The organism is Streptosporangium vulgare, assembly GCF_042428775.1.
In the GTDB taxonomy this organism is placed as follows: domain Bacteria; phylum Actinomycetota; class Actinomycetes; order Streptosporangiales; family Streptosporangiaceae; genus Streptosporangium; species Streptosporangium vulgare.
This window is the reverse complement of record NZ_JBHMBS010000044.1, coordinates 1-20,519: the sequence shown is the minus strand read 5'-3', so window position 1 is coordinate 20,519 and position 20,519 is coordinate 1. Positions and strand designations below refer to the sequence as shown.

The window sequence follows — 20,519 nt, the reverse complement described above, 5'->3', positions numbered from 1 at the left end:
CTGGGATGTGGCCACCGGCAAACAAATCGGCACCCCACTCACCGGACACACCCACTGGGTGTGGGCTGTGGCGTTTAGTCCGGACGGCAAACGCCTGGCCAGCAGTGGCGGATACGACAAGACGGTGCGGATCTGGGATGCGGCCACCGGCAAACAAATCGGCCCTCCGCTCACCGGACATACCAGCGAGGTGTCCTTGGTGGCATTCAGCCCGGACGGCACCCGCCTGGCCACCACCGCAGATAAGGAAGCGCTGATCTGGAATGTGGCGTTACCGCGCGATCCCCACGGTCTCCTGCGCGAAGTGTGCGTCATCGCAGGCAGATCGCTCACTCGTCAGGAGTGGCAACAATACATACCCACCGAGCCGTACCGGCCCAGTTGTCCGGCCCGCTGATGGGGACGCCTTGATCACATCAGCACCCGCGTCCTGGATGTGACAGGTAATTCGCATTAGGTGTCACACTGGCCTCCCGGGTCGGGCAGACGCCCAGCTCGCCGACCGGCGGGCCGGGGCCGACTCGGCAACGTTATGTGTCACACCAGCGCGGGAGGTCCTCGTGACGGTCGTGCCGTTCCCGGCCTCACCCGGTGAAGGCGAACCCGTCGCGGCCGCCGTCGACCGATACCTCGACTCCGTCCAGACCACGACGACCCGCGACAGCTACGCCGAGACCCTCGCCCGGTTCACCGCGCTCGCCGGGGACCGGCCCGCCAACATGCTCGCCCCCGAGGACTACGCCGCGGTGATGGAGCGGTGGGCCGACGCCGCGGCCGCGACCTGGAACCGGCACCTGTCCGCGCTCATCTCCTTCACGACCTGGGCGCAGCGCCAAGAGATCCTCGCCACCAACCCCGCCCGGCGGCTACAACGCCGCAAGAGCACTCGCCGCGGCGACCGCTCCATCCCCCGCGCCCGCCTGGACAAGCTGTTCACCGACGACCAGCACCGTCTGCGCGAGCGGATCCTGTGGCGAATGCTGTATGAGACCGCCGCCCGCGCCGAGGAACTCCTGTCCCTCAACATCGAAGACCTCGACCTGGAGTTCCGGCGCGGCCGCGTCACCTCCAAGGGCGGCGCGATCGAGTACGTGCACTGGGCCACCGGCACCGCCCGCCTGCTGCCACGGCTGCTGCGCGGCCGCACCACCGGACCGCGTGCTCCCGCGGCCGCCGACATCTGCCCCGCCACCGGACGCGGCCGGCTGTCCTACCCGCGCGCCGAATACCTGTTCAAGACCGCCACCGCCGCCCTCGACCCGCACGGCATCGGCTGGACTCTCCATCAGCTACGGCACTCCGCGCTCCAGCACCTGGCCGCCGACGGCCGTACCGCTCCCGCGCTCCAGGCCAAATCCCGGCACCAGCACCTGGGCAGCCTCGGCCGCTACGGCCAGCTCGGCGAACAGACCTCCGCCCAGGTCACCGCCGATGCCGATCCCGCCGCACGACGTCGGACCCGCTGATCTACTGCTCGCCGCCTCGCGGCATGACAGGTGCCGCAGCTCAGCCATGATCACCCCCGTTTAGGGCGGTGACACGCTCGTTAACAGCACCCCGAGTTCGGGTCGCGCAGGTCCACCGGCGCAGGTCAAACGCGGTTTGGCGGCTCATCGCACTTTCCTTAACGGCACCCCATCTTCGCCTACCGCGGCGGGTGGAGCCACCTCGATCGCGCCGGTCAGATACACGCCCGGATCGCGCTGCCGGGCTGCCTGGCCCGCCACGATCTTCTACAGGTCGCCTCCCGGTTTCGCGCCTCACGCCTGCAGAAACTGATCGCCGCGACAACGAAAAAGAGCCGAGGACTGGCGGCGGCGCATCTCGCGCCGAGCGGGGCGTCGTCCTTCGGCTTCTTCGGTGGCGCGCTGACCTGGGCGGGAACTCGTTGGCCAGGCCCTGGTATCCCTCGTCGACCTCGGCTTTCACCTGCGGATGTAGGCGGAGTTGTTCGGCGATGCCCTCGGTGCGCATGGCGGTTTGATCGTGCATGCGCCCGGGGCGGTCGGCGCCGGACCACAGGGTGCGGCCCTGGCCGTCGCTGAGCGTGGTGGTCTTCATCGTGTTCTGCTTCTTCTCGCCGGAGACGAACGCGCAGCGGCCCGGACAATGGGCCTTGGGGCGGCGGACCTGGGTCTGGGTGCCGTCGATCCGCAGTGTCACCCCCTCGGCAGCGGCGTAAGCGAACACATCGGCAAGGGTTCGCAGCCGCACTCCGGGCCGGTCGGGCACGGCGAGGCCGCGATCGGCGAGCAGCGGGCGGATCTCGCCGATGGCTTCGGTGACGGTGGAGCGGCCCACCTGGTACAGCTCGGCAAGCGCGGCATGCGGGAGCTGGGTGCGCAAATGGGCCAGGGTGACCAGCACCCGGTCGGTGAACCCCAGCTCATGCCTGCGTCCGGTCCCGGCCGCACGCCGACGATCCCCGCCTCGCCGCTCGCGCAGCGCGGACTCCCCCCGCGCCTGCCACTGGCTGGCCAACTCCTCGATTAAAACACCGAGATGTGCCCGGGAATTACCGGTGAGGGCAGAATGGGACAAGGCCGCACGGGCCCCACTTCGCTTTCACACCTGAAAATCCGTTGCAGGTCACGGCCGTGTCACCCGCGCCGGAACGCCTGCGCGGCATCTTCCGGCACATCGAGCACGATCGTGTGGGAGCTGTCGATCCGGGACACGATGGCCTCGCGAGGACCATGCCGCCAGGCGTCGCTGCCGTAGAACGCCTCCTCCTGCTCGCGGTGTTCGGCAAGTGAGGCGAACGCCCGGACCAGGTACGCCTCCTCATGCCCATCCTCGGCCACCAGGGACGCCCCGCAGTCCACTACCTGGATGCCCGCCTTCTCCAGCAGCGGTACTGACTCCTCCTGCATCACGCGCACGAACTCATCGCCAGCGCCAGGCTTCAGCCGGTACGTGCGGATCTCAAGAATCACAGCCAGTCTCCTGCGGTATGCGGGTCCTCATCGGCACAGACCTCATGTCTGTAACGCGCCGACACTACTGGCAGTCTCCGACACCTCTCGCTGCCTGACTTCAACCACCACCCCAATCGATTGCCGACAACGTCGTAAGCCCAGATCCAGGTGGGTGCCCACGAGGAGTTCCGCGCCGCCAGGCAGGCAGGGGACGCCGACCGGATCGCGGCTGCCGAGGTATCCCGTCGCTTGATCGCAGCAGCCAGGTGATCGTAGGTTCCGGGAAGTTGCCTTCCCGCTACCTGTGTGGTCTCTGACCTGCGGAAACAGTGACACACGACAAGGGAAGTCATCGTGCGCCATGGCCCTCTTACCTGTGGAAATGTCCGCTAACTCACGATAAGGGGACTTCCCGCAAGTTACCAATGGGTAGAGAGCGGTACTCTCGACCGACTTTCGGTGAAACAACCAGTCACGGAACGGTATTGCGGCGAATATGCGCGTCGTGCCCTTGATCCTATGGCAACTACGGAGAGTTATTGTCTGCTGCGAGGCGTGGTGGTATGCCTGTGGGCTTGATCCCTTGGGTCAGGCGTCCGAGCTGCGCGTCGCCTTTCATATCCGCTTGAACATTGGACCAAAAGATGCGTAAACCGCTTTTGGCGATCGCTACCGCCATCGCCGGCCTCGGCCTGGCCGCAGCGACCGCTCTGCCCGCCCTGGCCGTCGACACCATCGTCACGTTCTCGATCACGACCGCCGGTATGACGATCAGTGCGCCAGGGACAGCGAGCCTCGGCTCGGTGGCCACCGGCGCCACCAGCATCTCGGGACAGATCGGTCCGGTCACGGTGACCGACGATCGCGCCACCCTGAACGGCTCCTGGAACGCGACCGCCATCAGCACCGACTTCACCACCGGCGGAGGCACCGGACCCGAGACCATCGGAAACATCAACGTCACGTACTCCCCAGGACCGGCCACCGCCACGACGGGGCAGGGAACCTTCACACCCGGGCCCGGCGGCATCATCAACGTGCCGCGCGTCGCGTTCACCGGTACCGAGCTCATCGGTGACAACAGCGCCACCTGGAATCCGACGGTCACCGTGACGATTCCGTCTGCGGCCGTCGGAGGAACCTACAGCGGCACCGTCACCCACTCGGTCGGCTGAGCGGAGCCGACGACAATCGTGCACCTTCGTACCGTCGTTGCCGCGCTGCTGGCGGCCGGGATCCTCACCCCGGCCGCCGGCACGCTCGACACGCCCGCCCAGGCCGCCCGATCATCGGCGAGCGGCATCGGGATCCGCCTGCTCGAAGCACCGGTCGCGGCCCGAGCCGACAAGCGGGCCTGGACCTACATCATCGATCACCTCGCGCCGGGTAGCGTCATCCACCGGCGGGTCGAGGTGTTCAACACGACCGGCTCGCCCAAGCAGCTTTCGATCTACACGGCCGCGGCACAGATCCGCGACCGGAAATTCCAGTTCGCCGCCGATCACACCGCCAATGAGCTGTCCACCTGGACCACCCTGGACCGGCATGAGGTGATCTTGGCCCCACAGGGCCGCTCGGCGGTCACCGCGACCATCAGCGTGCCCGATGATGCCGCCCCCGGAGAGCGCTACGCCATGATCTGGGCCGAGACGGCCAAGGCCGCGCCACCCGCCGGCGGCGTCGCCCAGATCAACCGCGTCGGCATCCGGCTCTACCTGGACGTCGGCCGCGGCAACCCGCCGGCATCGGACTTCACCATCGACTCGCTGACGGCCCAACGGTCACCCACCGGTCAGCAGATCGTCCTGGCGCAGGTGCACAACACCGGAGGCCGCGCCCTCGACCTGAGCGGCGACCTGAAACTGACCAGCAGCTCCGGAAGCCTGCACCACAGCGCGGGACCGTTCAAGGTCGAAACGGGCACGACGCTCGCTCCCGGCGACGTCGGACCCGTCACCGTCGCCCTCACCGAGCAGGTACCCGATGGCCCGTGGCGTGCCCGTATGCGCCTGGAGAGCGGGCTGACGAAACGCACCGCCGAAGCGACCATCCAGTTCCCCGCCACGGGGACCGCGCAAGCGGTCAAGGCGGAGATGGACACAGACTCCTACCTCGTGCTGGCGCTTGTCATCGGCGTCCTCGCCGCACTCGCGGCGATCACGTTCCTGCTGATCCAGCGGAAACGCCGTTCACACCGGGAACCGAGCAATGCTTGAGATCCTGCGGATCGGGGGGGAGTCCGCGAGCCGTTCTCGACGGCGTACGGGCTCGTGCCGCCGCCCTGACGGAGCTAGGCGCGCGACACGGTGTGCGACAGCGGCAGCGAGACCACGCAGTTGCCCGACGCGGTCGCCTCGTAGATCCACGCCGAACCGTCGGGCGCGGTGTAGAGGTGCCTGGTGGTGACGGACACGCCCGAGCAGACCTCGCCCGCCGCGCCGGCCTGCTGGTTCAGCGCGGCGCGGGCGTTGTTCGCGGCGGCCGCCTTTCCCGCCTCCGGGCTGGGGCCCCAGCCCGAGGAGGTGGCCGAGCGATAGGTGGCGGCGAGCGCGGTGGGAGCGGACAGCACCGCGCCGGCGGTCAGCGTCAGGGCGGCGACGAGGGCGAGGCGCAGAACCCGGGCAGGATGACGAACGCTGAGTGTCATGGTGTCCCTCTCACGGGAGGCCGGAGGTCCGAGGCCGTCACCATAAGACCGGGCAGGCCGGACCGACCAGCGCCGGGGGCGCGGGCAGGCATCCGCGCACGTCGAGACTGAAATTTTCACTCAGGCCCGCGATCGGCGCGACCCACCACGCCGCCACCTGCGGCGCACGCGGCAGAGGACGCGGATCGCGCCATTCGGTGATCCGCGAAACAGGTCCTGGGGTGATTTCCGCTGTGATCGCCTCGACAATGAAGCATGCGCCCACCGCTCACGCCGGCCTCAGGCTGCTCCACCGCCGCGCCCCCTGTGTCCCCCCAGGTCTACCGATCTCTCCTCCAGGAACGCCTTGACGCGATCGTCGAAGCCGGAGCGGTCGGCGTGCTCGCCGAAGTCCGCCACGAGGGCCGGACCTACCGGCTGTCCAGCGGAAAGGCCGAACGCGGCGGCCAGGCTCCCCCGGCCGTGGACGGGCGGTTCCGTGCCTGGTCGATCACGAAGACCGTGACCGCGACCGGGGTGCTCAAGCTGGTCGCCGATGGGCGCCTCTCGCTGGAGGACACGGTGGAGAGCCACCTGCCCGGACTCCTGCCGGACGGCGATGAGATCAGGGTACGGAACCTGCTGAATCACACCAGCGGCATGGCCGAGTACGCGGACGATCTGCCCTTCACACCGCAGGGGCTGCGCGCGACGGTTCCCGAACCGCGCGACCTGGTGGCGAGCGTCGCCCCCCGGGGCCTGGCATTCACGCCGGGCAGCGAGCACGCCTACTGCAACACCAATTACGCCATCCTCGGTTTGATCATCGAGGAGGTCACCGGCGAACCGTGGCGCACCTACCTGACCCAGCAAGTGATCACCCCCGCCGGGCTGGGACAGACCGTCCTGCCGGGACAGGACATCGCCATCCCCGGCCCGCACGCTCACCACTACGCGACCTTCCCCGGCGACCGGGAGCCGCGGGACGTCACAGAGCTGAACCCGGCCCAGGCCGGACCGGCCGGGGAGATGATCTCCACCGCGGCCGACGTCAACACCCTGTACGCCGCGCTGCTGTCCGGCCGCCTGCTGCCCGCCGAGTCGCTGGAGCAGATGCTGGAGATCACCGACGACCGGCCCTACGGGCTGGGCATCACCGGCAGGAAGACCCCCCGTGCGGGGCTGAGGTACGGGCACACCGGCTCGTTCCCCGGATACCGGACGCAGGCATGGTCCTCGCGCCGGGCCACCACGCAGGTGAGCATGTCGCTGAACCTCGCTGACACCGACCAACAGGACGAACCGGTGGAGGAGTTCATCGACGCCGCCTTCTGCCCCTGACACCTGACCCGGGTGGCCGCCGGAGAACGACCGTCGGATCCCGCGGAGGGGCCGTAGCCCGGTGGTGATCGTGTGGCGCGGGTCAGGTGGCGGGCGGCCGGGGCGTCGGCGGCGTCACCGCATCACGCGCCGAGCGTGCCGAACGCGCCGAGCGTGTCGACGGAGACTCGCCAGAGCCGGTCGGCCGCGCCGGGGTCGAGGGCGTGGTCCGCGACCCCGCCGGAGGTCCCCGGCACGTGGCGCCGGGCCGGGGCGCAGTCCTCGAAGTAGCGGCCGCCCACGCCCTCCAGCAGCGGCGAGACCGCGACCAGCACGGAGGTGGCCGCGCCCTGCTCGGGCGTCTTGAAGACGTAGCCACTGGCGACGGAGGCGTCGAGGTCCTCCCGGCTCATGTGCCGGGTGAGGTTGGTGAGGATAGCCCCCGGGTGCACCGCGTTGACGGTGATGCCGTCATCGGCCCAGCGCCGGTTCGCCTCGACCGCGAACAGCGCGTTGGCCGTCTTGGACTGGGCGTAGGCGGCTCTGGCGTCGTAGGCGCGCACCCGGAAGTGAAGGTCGTCGAAGTCCACCGGCTCGCGCAGGTGCGCGACCGAGCTGAGCGCCACGACGCGGGCCCGCCCGGCCGCCGCGAGCGCCCGGTGCAGTCCGGTGGCCAGCGCGAAGTGGCCGAGGTGGTTGGTGGCGAACTGCAGCTCCCAGCCCTGCGGCGTCCGCAGCTCGGGAGTCATCATCACCCCGGCGTTGTTGACCAGGATGTGCAGGGGGCCGTCCCAGGCGGCGGTGAAGGCCGCGACGGACCCCTGGTCGGCGAGGTCGAGCGACGCGACGCGGACCCGTCCGCCGATCTCCGCGGCGACGCGCTCACCGGCCCGGGGATCGCGTACCGCCAGGGTCACCTCCGCACCCGCGCCGGCGAGCGCGCGGGCGGTCTCGATGCCGATGCCGGACGCCCCGCCGGTGACGACGGCGCGGCGGCCGGTGAGGTCGACGCCGCGTACGACCTCGGCGGCGGTCGACCGCGCGGTGAACGGTGTGACGGGGGAGATTGGTTCGATCATGGGACTGCCTTTCTGTCGTACCCCAGACCAGGCGCCGGGAGCGGGGGCGCCGACGGCTCCGCGACGGCCGGGCCCCGGTGTCCCCCTTCCAACCAACCACCGGCGGCTCCCGGCCCCGGCACGGGAAAGGGGCCCCCTCCCACCCGGGGTCCGGCAGTACCCCCCACGGACGGCGATCCACCGCCACACCTCACCTAGCCTGGGGAGATGAGCGACCAGTCCCCCCTGGCCGGGGGCAACACCGAGCTGCGGGAGTTCCTGCGCTCGCGCCGGGCCCGGCGCGGCCCGCGGGAGGCGGGCCTGCCCCCGCAGCCGGGGACCCGCCGGGTTCCGGGCCTGCGCCGGGAGGAGGTCGCCCTGCTCGCCGGAGTGAGCGTGGACTACTACATCCGCCTGGAGCGCGGTCGCGACGTCAACGTGTCCGAGGCGGTGCTGGAGGCTCTCGCCCGCGCGCTGCGCCTGGACGAGACGGAACGTGAGCACCTGTTCACCGTGGCCAGGCCCGCCCGCGGGCGGAGCAGGCCGATGCCGCCGCAGCGGGTGCGGCCGGGCCTGTACCGGGTGCTGGAGACCCTCGGCGACGCCCCGGCCCTGATCCTCGGCCACCGTATGGACGTGCTGGCCGCCAACCGGATGGCCCGCGTCCTGTTCACCGACTTCGACGCGCTGCCGCACCGGGAGCGCAACATGGCCCGCTTCATCTTCCTCGACGAGACCGCCCGCGCCCTGTACGCCGACTGGCAGGCGTCCGCCCGCGGCACCGTCGCGGCGCTGCACCTCTACGCCGGGCGCCACCCCCGCGACCCCCGCCTCGCCGAGCTGATCGGCGAGCTGTCCCTGCGGGACGGAGACTTCCGCCGCTGGTGGGCCGAGCACGACGTGCACCACCGGACCTTCGGCAGCAAGCGCTACCACCATCCCCTGGTCGGCGAGCTCACTCTGGACTACGAGGCCCTCACCCCCGACGGCGACCCCGACCAGACCCTCGCCGTCCACACCGCCGAACCCGGCTCCCCCTCCGAGCACGCCCTGCGGCTGCTGTCGAGCTGGACCGGTGAGTCGGCCCGGCCGGACGCCGCCCGGCTCGACACCTGAGGCCGGCGCGGCCGGTGTGACGGCGGCCTCGGCACGGTCCCGCGACGCGTCCGGCACCCGTTCGTGCTCGCCGAAGCGGCGCCAAGGCCGGTTCCGGCGCGGCTCGGGCTGAGATCGCGACCGGATGAGGCCGGGCCGGACGGTCGCGCCGAGGTCGGTGACGGCGGCCGTGCCGGGTCCGGCAGCGGACGAGCCCGGTCGATCATGGTGACTCGACCGGGCTCGCAGGGTGGAGATGGATCAGCTGAGGTCGAACCGGTCGAGCTCCATGACCTTGGTCCAGGCCGCGACGAAGTCGGTCACGAACCTGTCGGAGGCGTCCTGGCTGGCGTAGACCTCCGCGAGGGCTCGGAGCTGGGAGTTGGAGCCGAAGACGAGGTCGACCGCGGTGGCGGTCCACTTCACCTCGTCGGTGTTCACGTCGCGGATCTCGTACACGTGCTCCTCGGACTCCGACGCCTTCCACCGGGTGCCCGGGGAGAGCAGGTTGGTGAAGAAGTCGTTGGTGAGCACGCCGGACCGGTCGGTGAGGACGCCGTGCCGGGTACCGCCGACGTTGGCTCCGAGAGAGCGCAGGCCGCCGACGAGGACGGTCATCTGGGGCGGGGTCAGGCCGAGCATGTAGGCACGCTCGACGAGCAGCACCTCCGGCGGGGTCTTCTCGCCGGAGGACAGGTAGTTGCGGAACCCGTCGGCGCGGGGCTCGAGGACCCGGAAGGACTCGACGTCGGTCTGCTCCTGGGTGGCGTCGGTGCGGCCCGGACGGAACGGTACCGTCACCGTCACGCCGGCCTCGCGAGCGGCCTTCTCGACGGCGGCCGAGCCGGCCAGCACGATCAGGTCGGCAAGCGAGATCTTCGCGCCGCCGGCCTCGTTGAACTCACGCTGGATGCCCTCGAGGGTGTCCAGGACCGTCGCGAGCTGCTCGGGCTGGTTGACCTCCCAGCTCCGCTGCGGCTCCAGACGGATCCTGGCGCCGTTGGCGCCGCCGCGCTTGTCGGTGGACCGGAAACTCGCGGCGGAGGCCCAGGCGGTGGAGACCAGCTGGGCGGTCGTGAGGCCGGACTCCAGGACCTTGGCCTTCAGGGAGGCGATGTCGCCGTCACCCACCAGTTCGTGCTCGACGGCCGGCACCGGGTCCTGCCACAGCTGGGGTTCGGCGACCCACGGCCCGAGGAAGCGGCTGACCGGGCCCATGTCGCGGTGCAGCAGCTTGTACCAGGCCTTGGCGAAGGCCAGCGCGAACTCGTCGGGGTGCTCCAGGAAACGGCGGGAGATCTTCTCGTACGCCGGGTCGACGCGCAGCGACAGGTCGGTCGTGAGCATCGTCGGCCTGTGCTTTTTCGACGGGTCGTGGGCGTCGGGGATGATCGCCTCGGCGTCCTTCGCGACCCACTGCTTCGCGCCGCCGGGGCTCGTGGTGAGCTCCCACTCGTAGCCGAAGAGGATCTCGAAGAAACGGTTGCTCCACTGCGTCGGCTTGTCGGTCCACGTCACCTCGAGACCGCTGGTGATCGTGTCTCCGGCCTTGCCGGTGCCGTAGGTGCTCAGCCAGCCCAGCCCCTGTGACTCCAGCGGCGCGCCCTCGGGCTCCGGCCCCACGTGGTCGTCCGCGATCCCGGCGCCGTGGGTCTTGCCGAACGTGTGGCCACCGGCGATGAGAGCGACGGTCTCCTCGTCGTTCATCGCCATCCGCCCGAAGGTCTCGCGGATGAAGTACGCCGCCGCGGCCGGGTCCGCGTTGCCGCGGGGGCCCTCCGGGTTGACGTAGATGAGACCCATCTCGGTCGCGCCGACGTCCGGCGACATCGAATTGTCGGTGACGTAGCGCGCGTCGCCGAGCCAGGCGTCCTCCGGACCCCAGAAGATCTCCTCCGGCTCCCAGATGTCCTCGCGGCCGAAACCGAAGCCGAAGGTCTTGAACCCCATGGACTCCAGGGCGACGTTGCCGGCGAGCACGAGCAGGTCGGCCCAGGAGATCTTCTGGCCGTACTTCTGCTTGACCGGCCACAGCAGCCGGCGGGCCTTGTCGAGGTTGGCGTTGTCGGGCCAGCTGTTGAGCGGGGCGAAACGCTGGGAGCCGTCGCCGGCCCCGCCGCGACCGTCGTGGATGCGGTAGGTGCCCGCGGCGTGCCAGCTCATCCGGATCATCAGGCCGCCGTAGTGGCCGAAGTCGGCCGGCCACCAGTCCTGCGAGGTGGTGAGCACCTCGACGATGTCCTGCTTGAGGGCCTCGACGTCGAGCTGGGCGAGCTGCTCGGCGTAGCTGAAGCCCTCCGGCAGCGGGGTGCTCTTGGAGGAGTGCGTGCGCAGTACCGAGAGGTCGAGCTGGTTGGGCCACCAGTCCCGGTTCGTGCGCGGACGACCGCCGGTCTTCGGGGTCGGCGAGTCGATGGCCGGGTTCTCGCTCTCGCTGCCCTGCGCGGTCACGGAGTCGTGCGCGATCGGACAGCCGCCTGCTTCACCCCCGCTCTTCGTGCCGGGGACGATCGCGTCGTGGTTCTCGGTCATGGAAATCCTTCCGGATCAGCTTGCGGTGGAACAGTCGAGGCACACGCCCCAGTAAATGATCTCGGCCTCGTCGATCGCGAAGCCGTGATCGTTCGACGCGGTCAGGCAGGGCGCCTCACCGACCGCACAGTCGACGTCGGCGACGACACCGCACGATCGGCACACGATGTGGTGGTGGTTGTCGCCGACCCGCCCCTCGAACAAGGCCGGACTGCCCGGCGGTTCTATACGACGGACGAGGCCCGCGGTGGTGAGCGCGTGGAGACCTTCGTACACGGCCTGAAGGGAGATCTGGCCGATACGGTCACGTACTCCCGAGGTGAGCGCCTCGACATCGAGATGGTCACCGTTTCGGACGGTTTCGAGCAGTGCGACACGGGCCGCCGTCACCCGTAGGCCGGCACCTCGCAGCTCCTCGGCGGTGGTCGGGGGCTGGGATGCGGTCATGGCTCCAACATACCCCCATGAAGATGAAGAATTTAAGAGATTGACTGATTCAAGTCTTGGTAGGTCTTCCTTCGACCTGCGGGAGCGCGTGCGTGCGCGTGTTCATGATCGACCTGATCCGGTTGTGACCCGGCGTCCCCGTCACCGTCCGAGGCGAGGCGAGGCGCCCGAGGCGACGGGAGCGAGGACGGTCCGGTGGGGCCGTGGCTGCTGCGCCGACGGTGGCCGGATGGTGCCAAGGGGCGGCGGTGTTTACGGCGGTCCTCTTCCGAGGCTGATGGGGCGGGGGTGGCAGGATCGATGTGATCCACCCTGTTGACGGCCAGGTCGGGGCTTGGGCTCGGGTGCTTTCGACCTGGACCTGTGGTCTCGCGCCGAGGTGGGCCGAGGCGGACAGGCGGTACGGGCGCCGCCGGTGGTGGCCGGGAGGTAGTAGGCGGCCCGTAATGAAATGCGGTCTTCACTCCGTTTGTTTCGGTTTGACCTGACATGTTGTGGTCATTGCGGGTGTTGGAACGCTCTCCTAGCGTCAGCGGCGTGGGCCCTCAGGGCCCGGCCAGGAGGCGCGAATGGGGTTCGTACGGGCGAAGACCACTGGATTCGACGCGGTCCTTCCGACGCGGGACGATCCGTGGAGAGCACTGGTCCTGCGGGAGGACCGGGCCGCGTTCATCACCCAGGAGAAGCTGCTGTCGGAGGGCCCGCTGGCGCAGGCCTTTTTCGGGGAGCTGGCCGGGATGCCCGAGCCGTTCGCCGGCTGCACCGACGCGGCGTTCGAGGTCATGGTGACCGAATACCCCCGCCGGTCGATCTTCATCGTCGGAGACCAGTGCCTGGACTGGGTCTGGAACGGCCACGGCGCCAAGTATCAGGGGCCGGTCACCGGTCATCCGAACTTCGGGAAGCACATCCCGCCCGCCTACCGCAGCGACATCGACACCGTCATGCAACTGCCGAACCACCGCACCATGCTGTTCAAGGGGAACCGGTGCGCGATCATCGAGTGGAGCCCCCAGGGCAGCCGGGGCTGTTACTTCGAAGGGCCGTTGACCGAGCTCGGCACCGCCCACGCGGGGTGGAGGAATCTGCCCGCGGACATGAGCGGTGACTTCGACCACGCCGCCTTCCTCCAGGGAGGAGGCGCCTTCTACCGGACTCTGTTGATCAAAGGTGACCGGGCGCTGTACCTCGACTGGAACACAGGCCCGGTGGTCGTCGGCAGCTACGCCCAGGTGTCGGCCGGCCTCGGCGCCATGCCCGCCGAGTACCACAGGCCCCGGCTGCCGGCCGCCGGGCGTTTCTCCGGCACGGCCGACGGTGAGCGGGTCGATCTGCGCGTCGATCTGACGGGCCCGCTGCCGGTGATCTCCGGTGACACGTTCACCGACCCCGGCGACGAGTACCTCAACTCCTTCGTCCTGAAGGGGAGCCAGCCCGTCACGCTGCCGGCCACCATCACCGGCACCGTGACGTTCGCCAACAAGACCGAGCTGCCGAAGATCTCGGTGGTCGTGGACAAGCTCTCTCCCGGCGGCACCGCCACCCTCACCCGCAGCGCGGCCGACGGAAGCTGGCCCACCACCTACACCTGCGCCTACGTCTCCCGGTTCCTGCGCACCATCGACTGGGAGGTCGACGCCATGGCGGGCACCAAACCGGCCCCCCAGTACGCCACCACCAGCTACCCCCGCCCGCCCGGCCTGGCCAAGAAGCTGCTCACCGTCCAGTCGGTCTACGCCGAGGTCGGGATCGAGCTGCGCACTTCCGGCGCCGTCGTCAACGAGATCGGCGTCGAGGGGGCGGGCGCGGACCTGCTGTGGTCCGACGCCGAACTCCATGCCGCGATGGTCAGCAACTTCAGCGGCCATCGGAACACCGAGCAGTGGAAGCTGTGGAGTTTCATCGCCACCCGTTACGCCGAAAAGACGGTCGGTGACACGCGGGGCATCATGTTCGACTACCTCGGGGAATCGTCCCAACGCCAAGGGATGGCCGTGTTCCACAGCAACCTGGTCGATGAGGGGATAGCCGGAACCCGCCAGGAGCTCCGCACCTGGGTCCACGAGATCGGCCACGCCCTCAACCTGACGCACTCCTTCGAGAAGACCGACGCCGTTCCCCCGCAGCCGCTCGGGCCGCGCGGCGGCTACGGCGACCTGTCGTGGATGAACTATCCCCAGAATTACCAGGGCCCGAACGGAGAGAAAGGCACGGACGCCTTCTGGGCGGCCTTCGCCTACCAGTTCACCGCCAACGAACTACAGCACCTGCGCCACGGCTTCTACCACAACATCGTCCTGGGTGGCAACTCCTACGAGACCGGGGCCGCCGACCGTGCCGCCGACCGTGCCGCCGACCGTCCCGCCCTGGAGCGGTTCGACCCGCCACCGGCCAGCCGGTCAGGGCTGCGGCTGGAGCTGTACGGACGCGACACCTTCTCCCACGGGGAACCCGTCGTCACCGAGATCAAACTGTCCCTGGACGGCAGCACCCCCCACGCCGACGCCTTTCCCAACCTCAGCCCCCGCGGCGACAACCTGAACATCCTGGTCACCGACCCGGCCGGAGCCATCCGCCCCTTCCGGCCCATCGCCCGTGCCTGCGGCAGCCGCGACCGCCGCATCACCCTCGACGCCCAGACCCCCGCCCTCTACGACAGCGCCTACCTCGGCTTCGGCGCCGACGGTCTCACCTTCGCCCAGCCCGGCAGCTACCGGCTGCGCGCCCTCTACCGGGCCCCCGACGGCTCCACCCTCACCTCACCCGAGCACACGATCGAGGTCAGCCCGCCACAGAGCGAACAGGACCGGCAGGCGGGCGACCTGCTGATGGGCGCACAGCAGGGCACCCTGCTGGCGCTGCTGGGCTCCGACGCCCCGCAACTGGCCGAAGGCAACGCCGCCCTGGACCAGCTCATCGCCACCCACCCCGACCACCCGCTCGCGGTGTACGCGCACATGGTCAAGGGCACCAACGCCGGACGTCACTTCCTGACCCTCGGCAAGAACGGCATCGGTGTGCGGCCCGCCGACACCGACACCAGCATCGAAGAACTCGGCGCGGTCGTGCAGACCACCCTCGACACCGGCACCGACGCCGGGGTCGACAACATCACCCTCAACGCCACCATGCGCCGCCTGGCCCGCGCGCACGCCCGCGCCGGCGACCTCAAACAGGCCGACACCGTGCTGGACCAGCTCGTAGACACCTTCCGCGACAAGAACGTCCCGCCGCCGGTCCTGGCCACCATCGCCGAACAAGCGGAAACCACCCGCACCGAGCTCCACGACCAGGCCTGACACCACGTCCCCGGCGACCGCGGATGATGAATCATCACGTATGCGTTCGTGTCCACGGCTCTCTCGATCGATCGCAAGCATGACGATGCGGGCATGAAGTGGTCGCGCGGGTGGCGGACCGCTTGGGGCAGCCGGTCGTGAAGCCGATCTCGGGTGACGGTCGGCTGTCATGCCACGGGGCTCGTCGCGGCAGCGGTGGTTCGATCACGGCCCATTGCGAGTCCGCCTACCCCAAGTCGCTGAGGAGGTTCTCAGCGCCCCTCAGCGAAATCAAAGGTTCGGTGGAGCAGGCTTCCCAGGCCTTCTTCCCCAGCCCGCGGAGGTCCGCATGAGGCGATCTCTCGATGATCGCACGGTTGTCGCGCCGTCGGTCAGGTGGTGGCAGCGGTGGGCGTCGTGGGCGGGGTACGCCGCGAGCGGAGCCGCCGCCGCGTACGGCTGCGTGCTGCTGGTGGCCGCGCTCATGGGGTATCGCTCGTTCCTCGGCGTCACGGACCTCGGCCTGCCCGACGTCACGTGGCCGGGCGCGGCCGTACTGCTCGCCGGATCCGTGGTCGCGGCCGCCACGGTGCGGCCGTGGGGCGCACGGGTGCCGCCCCGTGCCGTGTCGGCCGCCGCGTGGGGCGTGGCGGCGTCGGCCCTGGCGGGGAGCTGCTGGGTGCTGCTCAACCTGATCGAGCTGGTCCTGACCGGCGCCGTCACCGACCATCATGGCGACAGCGCCTGAGTGATCTTCGCCGAACGGTTGTGCCTGACCCTCGTCGGAGCCCTGTTCGTGGCCACCGCCCTGGCGCATGCCCGCCGTAGTGCCGGTGTCTGCGCCCGGTGCGGCCGGGCGCATCCGCCACAGGTGTCGGGCCGGCGCCATTCCGTGCCGCAGGCGGTGCCTTCCGCGGTGCGGTGGATCGTCTACAGCGGCTGTTGCGCCTTCCTCCCCTATCTCGTCCTGCGCATTCTCGGCGCGGCCGGTGTCCCCGGAATCGAGCCCAACGGGTTCGGGCCGACCTGGGAAGAGTGGCTCCGCGTAGCCATGTGCGGTGGTCCAGGAGCGATCGCGCCGCCCTCTGGGGGCCGGTGGGAAGCGTGTCATGAGTCCCGTGCGGCGTTGAGCCTGTGGCTCATCGATCCCGGCACCCTGGGGTCAATCAACGGTGATGACGAGCTTTCCGGGCGCGTTGCCCGCCGCCAGGTCACCCACCGCGGTGGCGGCCTCCTCCAGCGAGTACGTGCGCCCGACGGCCGGTCGCACGGCCCCGGCCTCGATGAGGTCGCGCAACGCGTCCAGGTCGGCGGTGCGGGTCAGCGCGATCGGCGCGTCCAGCCGCCGGCGCGTGAACGGGTTGATCAGCCGGACGGCCAGCAGCCGGCTGAGCCCGCCGAACCACCGGCCGCCGCCCTCGCCGCCGACGATGACGAGCCGGCCGCGCTCGGTGAGCAGCCCGCGCAGCAGGGCCAGCGGCCGGATGCCCGCGATGTCGAGGATCAGGTCGTACGTCCCGGTGAGCGGCTCGCGCGTGTAGTCGATGACGGCCTGGGCGCCCAGCGACCGCACGAGGTCGGCCTTGGCCGTGCTGCACACGCCGGTGACGTGGGCGCCGCCGGCGACCGCGAGTTGCGTCGCGAAGCTGCCCACTCCCCCGCCGGCGCCGATGACCAGCACCTTCTCACCGGCGGTGACCTGGCCGACCGTCCGCAACGCGGTCACCCCCGACACGGGTACGGCCGCCGCCTCGGTGAAGCTCAGGTTGGCGGGCTTGCGGGCGAGCTTGCCCGGGCGGGCGAGCGCGAACTGCGCGTACGTGCCGGTCCCCGCGCCGTACACCTCGTCGCCGGGGCGAAACGCGGTCACGTTGGCGCCGACGGACTCCACGACGCCGGCCACGTCCATGCCCGGCACCCGGTTGCGGGGCCGGCGCAGGCCGAAGCCGAGGCGGCCGACGAGCGGCAGCCCGGTCATGATGTGCCACACGCCGTAGTCGACGCCGGCCGCGTGGACCCGGACCAGCACGTCGTTGGCGCCGGGGGTCGGGGTCGGGACCTCGCCGAGGCTCAGCACGTGCGGCGGGCCGTACTCGTCCTGGACTATCGCTCTCATGGGGGGTCTCCTTCGGTGTCGGGGTACTGGAAGACGTCGTCGAGTCCGACCCGGAACACCCGGGCGATGCGGAACGCCATCTCCAGCGAGGGGGAATAGCGACCCTGTTCGATCGCGATGATGGTCTGGCGGGTGACGCCGACCCGGTCGGCCAGCTCGGCCTGGGTCATCTCGTCGTGCGCGAAGCGCAGGGCCCGGATCGCGTTGGTGACCTGCGTCGGCTTCACCACGTCTGGAAACCGCCCTTGCGGTACGCCATGATCTTGGCAAACGAGCTGAGCACCGAGGACAGCACGAACGCCAGGTAGACGGCGTTGGCGATCCAGAAGTGGCGCAGCTCGGCGACGGCCATCACCATCGCGGCGAGCGCGCCGATGACGACGATCGACTGCCCGATGCGCTCGCCCACCTGGTTGATCTCACGGTCGCGCTCGTCGGTGCGGTCGGCGCCGTGGCCACCCGCGGCGGCCATCGCGATGTGGGCCACGATCGCGGCGACGATGGCGCCACCGATGGTCCACAGCAGCGTCCCCGCGTAGGCGACGTCGGTGAGCGGGCCGTCGCCGGCCCGGCTCAGGACGGTCACCACGTAGATCGTGTACGCGACGACGGAGACCACGATCATCACCCAGGCGCGCTTTTCCTCGAAGGCCATGCCCGCCCCTCATGTAAAACAAAGCTGACATCAACCAAGGTAAAGCACCCTAGACATGGTGTCAAAGCTTTTTTACACGCACTGCCGAGGACGCCAGGGCGCCCGGCACGGTGTCACCGCGAAACGTCCGCGATGTCCGCAGCCGTCCGGACGGCGCGGATCGCACGGCCCGCCCTCATCGGGGTCGCACCGGCCCACCCTCATCGGAAGAACCGCAGGATCCGGGTCGTCCGGTTCGCGCCACCGGGCGGCCCCCCGCCGCCGCCCGGTGGCAGACGCCTGGCCACGTCCGGCCACGCCTCGCCGCGGGGCCGGAGGCGCTACCGGATCACCCGGTACGTCAGGTGGGTGACGAGGCCGGTGCCCGCGGGGTCACCGACGGGTTCGAGGGTGATGTTCCCGAGGTTGTCGAGCAGCCGCTCACCCCTGCCGAGGATCACGGGCGCGACGTGCAGGCGCAGTTCGTCGATGAGCCCCGCCGCCAGATACCGGTTCACCGTCTCGGCGCCACCGGCGACGGCGACATCGCGGTCACCGGCGGCCTCGCGCGCCCTGGCCATCGCCGCCTCGATCCCGTCGGTGACGAAGACGAACGTCGTGCCGCCCTTCATCGCCAACGGCTCGCGCGGGTGATGGGTGAGCACGAAGACCGGCCCGTGATAGGGCGGCTCCTCACCCCACCAGCCCTTCCACTCCAGATCCCAGACGCCGCGGCCGGGACCGAACATGTTGCGGCCCATGATGAAGGCCCCGGCCGCGGTAATCCCCTCGAGCACCGCGGTGTGCCGCTCGGGTTCCTCGAACATCCACCGATGCAGGCACTCCTTCGCACCACCCTCACCGAGCGGGTGCTCCAGGCTCTGGTTCGGTCCTGCCACGAAGCCGTCGAGGGACATCCCCATGTCACACGTGACCTTGCTCATCTTGCCGCCTCCCGCGTTCCGGCGCCCATCTGGCACCTTCACCGAGAAGTCGGAGGCGTCCGTCGTTCCTCTACGTGCCGGCCGGAATCTTTTTCAGGGCGGTGACGCGGCCACGGTTCAGCCGGAGTGCGGTGGGGCCAATCTGCCCGGGGGTGGTCAGGCGGCGCCAGGTGGCGCCAGGCGGCGGCCAAGCGGGCTCAGCACCGGCACGCTGCGCAGGGTGTGACCGCCGTCCGGGCCGGGCTCGGTGGCGATGGTCTCGCCGGACGGCCACCCCGCCGTCGGCGAATCCAACGCCGAGAGTGAGAGTTACGGCAGAGAAGAGCCCGAACAAGGTCATGGCTTTGCGGTAGCCACCTCGGGTCTTGACCGCGGGGTCGATATGCCACGGTTCCGGCCAAGCACCGACCCACATCCGAGTGAGGTGCAGGCACGGGTCTCTTCCTTCCCAGCCGACCCAAGGTCGACTCAGACGAGGTGTCCGTCCTGCGGGGGAAGCTCAGTCGAGCGATGACCTCGGCCACTGCCTCGTCATGGCTCGGGTCTCGGGGAGGGCGCTAGCTTCTGCGCGGATCACGCCTGCTTCATGCTGATCTGCTTGAGCACGGGCTGTGGACCTGTCGCAGCAATCAGTGACCTCGTTCCCGGCCGAGGAAGCACGACAGGAGTCGCCTGAAGTCGTGCGGGTGCTCCAGCGGCGGCACGTGCCCGCATCGGCCGAGCACGTGCAGACGGACATCGGCCAGGTGTTCGAGCAGGGGCAGGGCTGCCGTCCCGAGCGGGGTGACCCGGTCCTCGGCGCCGTGGACGAGCAGCACGGGCGCGCGGACCCCTGCCAGCGTTCGCGCCGAGAGGGTGAGATCGTCGGCCCAACGTGCCCTGGGTGGAGGGAACAACGACGCGAACGCGGCCGCCCCCGCTCGCATCGAGGCCGCACGGGCGGCGACGGCCGACTCGGTCACGAGCGCCTGGTCGAGGACGAGGCGACTCAACATGTCTCGTGCCCCGAGCGGGTCGGCGGGGGCGGCCCAGAGCGCGTCGAGCTCGGCGGACAGCGGCGCCCCGGGGGCGCCCATCGTCGAGACCGCCACGACGTGGGTGACCTGCTGGGGACGCGCGGCCGCCAACGCCAGCGCCACGGCACCGCCCATGGAGTGACCCACCACGGCGTAGTGCTCGACACCGAGAGCATCCATCAGGCCCGCGGCCTGCTCCGTCCACAGCCGGAGCCCACCCCTGGAGCCCGCCGGCATCGGTGTACGGCCGAACCCCGCCTGGTCAGGAGCCACCAGGCGCCAGGACGTGCCCAGCGCCTGTGCCGTCGTCGCCCAGGCGCCGGATCCGGTCGTACCGGGTCCGGAGCCGTGCAGCATCAGCACCGCGGGCCCGGTGCCGCTCTCCAGGACGTGGACGGGAGAGCCGTCGACGGTGACGGTCCGAAGTGCCGTCACCGGGACCGGCCAGGTGTGTTCATGCGGATGCGGAGTTGATGGACTTCGAGAAGACGTCCATCATCGCTCGGCCGAACTGCGGCATGTCAGGCCAGCCGCG

General features: G+C 70.0%; 20 protein-coding genes. 8 read left to right on the top strand and 12 right to left on the bottom strand.

Features of this window, described 5'->3' with window-relative positions:
• Both ACFFRH_RS41815 and ACFFRH_RS41810 read left to right on the top strand, forming a co-directional pair.
• On the top strand, window positions 1–397 hold a 397-nt coding region (locus ACFFRH_RS41815), incomplete at its 5' end, for a WD40 repeat domain-containing protein (protein ID WP_386163567.1).
• A gap of 163 nt (window positions 398–560) precedes the next feature.
• Window positions 561–1,466, top strand: a complete 906-nt coding sequence (locus tag ACFFRH_RS41810) for a tyrosine-type recombinase/integrase (protein WP_386163565.1) — start codon at window positions 561–563, stop codon at window positions 1,464–1,466.
• Between the two features lie 40 nt (window positions 1,467–1,506).
• Here the strand turns inward: ACFFRH_RS41810 and ACFFRH_RS41805 are convergent, their stop codons facing one another.
• Both ACFFRH_RS41805 and ACFFRH_RS41800 read right to left on the bottom strand, forming a co-directional pair.
• The gene (locus ACFFRH_RS41805; protein WP_344749722.1) at window positions 1,507–2,481 is read right to left on the bottom strand and encodes a transposase family protein; all 975 of its coding nucleotides are present in this window, start codon (window positions 2,479–2,481) and stop codon (window positions 1,507–1,509) included.
• 119 nt (window positions 2,482–2,600) lie between these two features.
• Complete coding sequence (locus ACFFRH_RS41800; RefSeq protein ID WP_344749721.1) at window positions 2,601–2,936, bottom strand: NIPSNAP family protein; 336 nt, start codon at window positions 2,934–2,936, stop codon at window positions 2,601–2,603.
• Window positions 2,937–3,562: 626 nt separating this feature from the next.
• Between ACFFRH_RS41800 and ACFFRH_RS41795 the strand changes: the two genes are divergently transcribed.
• Both ACFFRH_RS41795 and ACFFRH_RS41790 read left to right on the top strand, forming a co-directional pair.
• Window positions 3,563–4,093 (top strand): hypothetical protein, encoded by a 531-nt coding sequence (locus ACFFRH_RS41795; protein ID WP_344749720.1) that lies wholly within the window; start codon window positions 3,563–3,565, stop codon window positions 4,091–4,093.
• 18 nt (window positions 4,094–4,111) lie between these two features.
• Window positions 4,112–5,134, top strand: a complete 1,023-nt coding sequence (locus tag ACFFRH_RS41790; protein WP_344749719.1) for a COG1361 family protein — start codon at window positions 4,112–4,114, stop codon at window positions 5,132–5,134.
• Between the two features lie 74 nt (window positions 5,135–5,208).
• Here the strand turns inward: ACFFRH_RS41790 and ACFFRH_RS41785 are convergent, their stop codons facing one another.
• Window positions 5,209–5,565, bottom strand: coding sequence for a hypothetical protein (locus tag ACFFRH_RS41785; protein ID WP_344749718.1), 357 nt, complete (start codon window positions 5,563–5,565; stop codon window positions 5,209–5,211).
• A 255-nt stretch (window positions 5,566–5,820) separates the two neighbouring features.
• Between ACFFRH_RS41785 and ACFFRH_RS41780 the strand changes: the two genes are divergently transcribed.
• Window positions 5,821–6,885, top strand: a complete 1,065-nt coding sequence (locus ACFFRH_RS41780) for a serine hydrolase domain-containing protein (RefSeq protein WP_344749717.1) — start codon at window positions 5,821–5,823, stop codon at window positions 6,883–6,885.
• A 122-nt stretch (window positions 6,886–7,007) separates the two neighbouring features.
• Here the strand turns inward: ACFFRH_RS41780 and ACFFRH_RS41775 are convergent, their stop codons facing one another.
• On the bottom strand, window positions 7,008–7,943 hold the full coding sequence (locus tag ACFFRH_RS41775) for an SDR family NAD(P)-dependent oxidoreductase (RefSeq protein ID WP_344749716.1): 936 nt from the start codon (window positions 7,941–7,943) through the stop codon (window positions 7,008–7,010).
• Window positions 7,944–8,150: 207 nt separating this feature from the next.
• Between ACFFRH_RS41775 and ACFFRH_RS41770 the strand changes: the two genes are divergently transcribed.
• On the top strand, window positions 8,151–9,038 hold the full coding sequence (locus ACFFRH_RS41770) for a helix-turn-helix transcriptional regulator (protein WP_344749715.1): 888 nt from the start codon (window positions 8,151–8,153) through the stop codon (window positions 9,036–9,038).
• 240 nt (window positions 9,039–9,278) lie between these two features.
• Here ACFFRH_RS41770 and katG read toward each other — a convergent pair whose 3' ends face one another.
• On the bottom strand, window positions 9,279–11,549 hold the full coding sequence (katG, locus tag ACFFRH_RS41765; protein WP_344749714.1) for a catalase/peroxidase HPI: 2,271 nt from the start codon (window positions 11,547–11,549) through the stop codon (window positions 9,279–9,281).
• A 15-nt stretch (window positions 11,550–11,564) separates the two neighbouring features.
• Window positions 11,565–11,996, bottom strand: coding sequence for a Fur family transcriptional regulator (locus tag ACFFRH_RS41760; protein ID WP_344749713.1), 432 nt, complete (start codon window positions 11,994–11,996; stop codon window positions 11,565–11,567).
• 569 nt (window positions 11,997–12,565) lie between these two features.
• Here ACFFRH_RS41760 and ACFFRH_RS41755 point away from each other — a divergent pair.
• Together ACFFRH_RS41755 and ACFFRH_RS41750 are read left to right on the top strand one after the other, a co-directional pair.
• Complete coding sequence (locus tag ACFFRH_RS41755; RefSeq protein WP_386163559.1) at window positions 12,566–15,295, top strand: hypothetical protein; 2,730 nt, start codon at window positions 12,566–12,568, stop codon at window positions 15,293–15,295.
• Window positions 15,296–15,623: 328 nt separating this feature from the next.
• On the top strand, window positions 15,624–16,022 hold the full coding sequence (locus ACFFRH_RS41750) for a hypothetical protein (RefSeq protein WP_386163557.1): 399 nt from the start codon (window positions 15,624–15,626) through the stop codon (window positions 16,020–16,022).
• Window positions 16,023–16,436: 414 nt separating this feature from the next.
• Here the strand turns inward: ACFFRH_RS41750 and ACFFRH_RS41745 are convergent, their stop codons facing one another.
• From ACFFRH_RS41745 to ACFFRH_RS41720, 6 genes are all read right to left on the bottom strand, one after another.
• The gene (locus tag ACFFRH_RS41745; protein ID WP_386163555.1) at window positions 16,437–17,390 is read right to left on the bottom strand and encodes an NAD(P)-dependent alcohol dehydrogenase; all 954 of its coding nucleotides are present in this window, start codon (window positions 17,388–17,390) and stop codon (window positions 16,437–16,439) included.
• Window positions 17,387–17,620 (bottom strand): helix-turn-helix transcriptional regulator, encoded by a 234-nt coding sequence (locus ACFFRH_RS41740; RefSeq protein ID WP_362866678.1) that lies wholly within the window; start codon window positions 17,618–17,620, stop codon window positions 17,387–17,389. The genes ACFFRH_RS41745 and ACFFRH_RS41740 overlap by 4 nt, the downstream gene beginning before the upstream one ends.
• Complete coding sequence (locus ACFFRH_RS41735) at window positions 17,614–18,045, bottom strand: hypothetical protein (protein ID WP_386163553.1); 432 nt, start codon at window positions 18,043–18,045, stop codon at window positions 17,614–17,616. Before ACFFRH_RS41735 ends, ACFFRH_RS41740 begins: the two co-directional genes overlap by 7 nt.
• Window positions 18,046–18,365: 320 nt before the next feature.
• On the bottom strand, window positions 18,366–18,968 hold the full coding sequence (locus ACFFRH_RS41730) for a dihydrofolate reductase family protein (protein WP_386163551.1): 603 nt from the start codon (window positions 18,966–18,968) through the stop codon (window positions 18,366–18,368).
• A gap of 156 nt (window positions 18,969–19,124) precedes the next feature.
• Window positions 19,125–19,262 carry a hypothetical protein gene (locus ACFFRH_RS41725; RefSeq protein WP_386163549.1) on the bottom strand — a complete coding sequence of 46 codons (138 nt, stop codon included), beginning with the start codon at window positions 19,260–19,262 and terminating at the stop codon, window positions 19,125–19,127.
• 335 nt (window positions 19,263–19,597) lie between these two features.
• Entirely contained in the window at window positions 19,598–20,419 is an 822-nt protein-coding gene (locus ACFFRH_RS41720; RefSeq protein ID WP_386163547.1) for an alpha/beta fold hydrolase, read from the bottom strand.
• Window positions 20,420–20,519 lie beyond the last annotated feature (100 nt).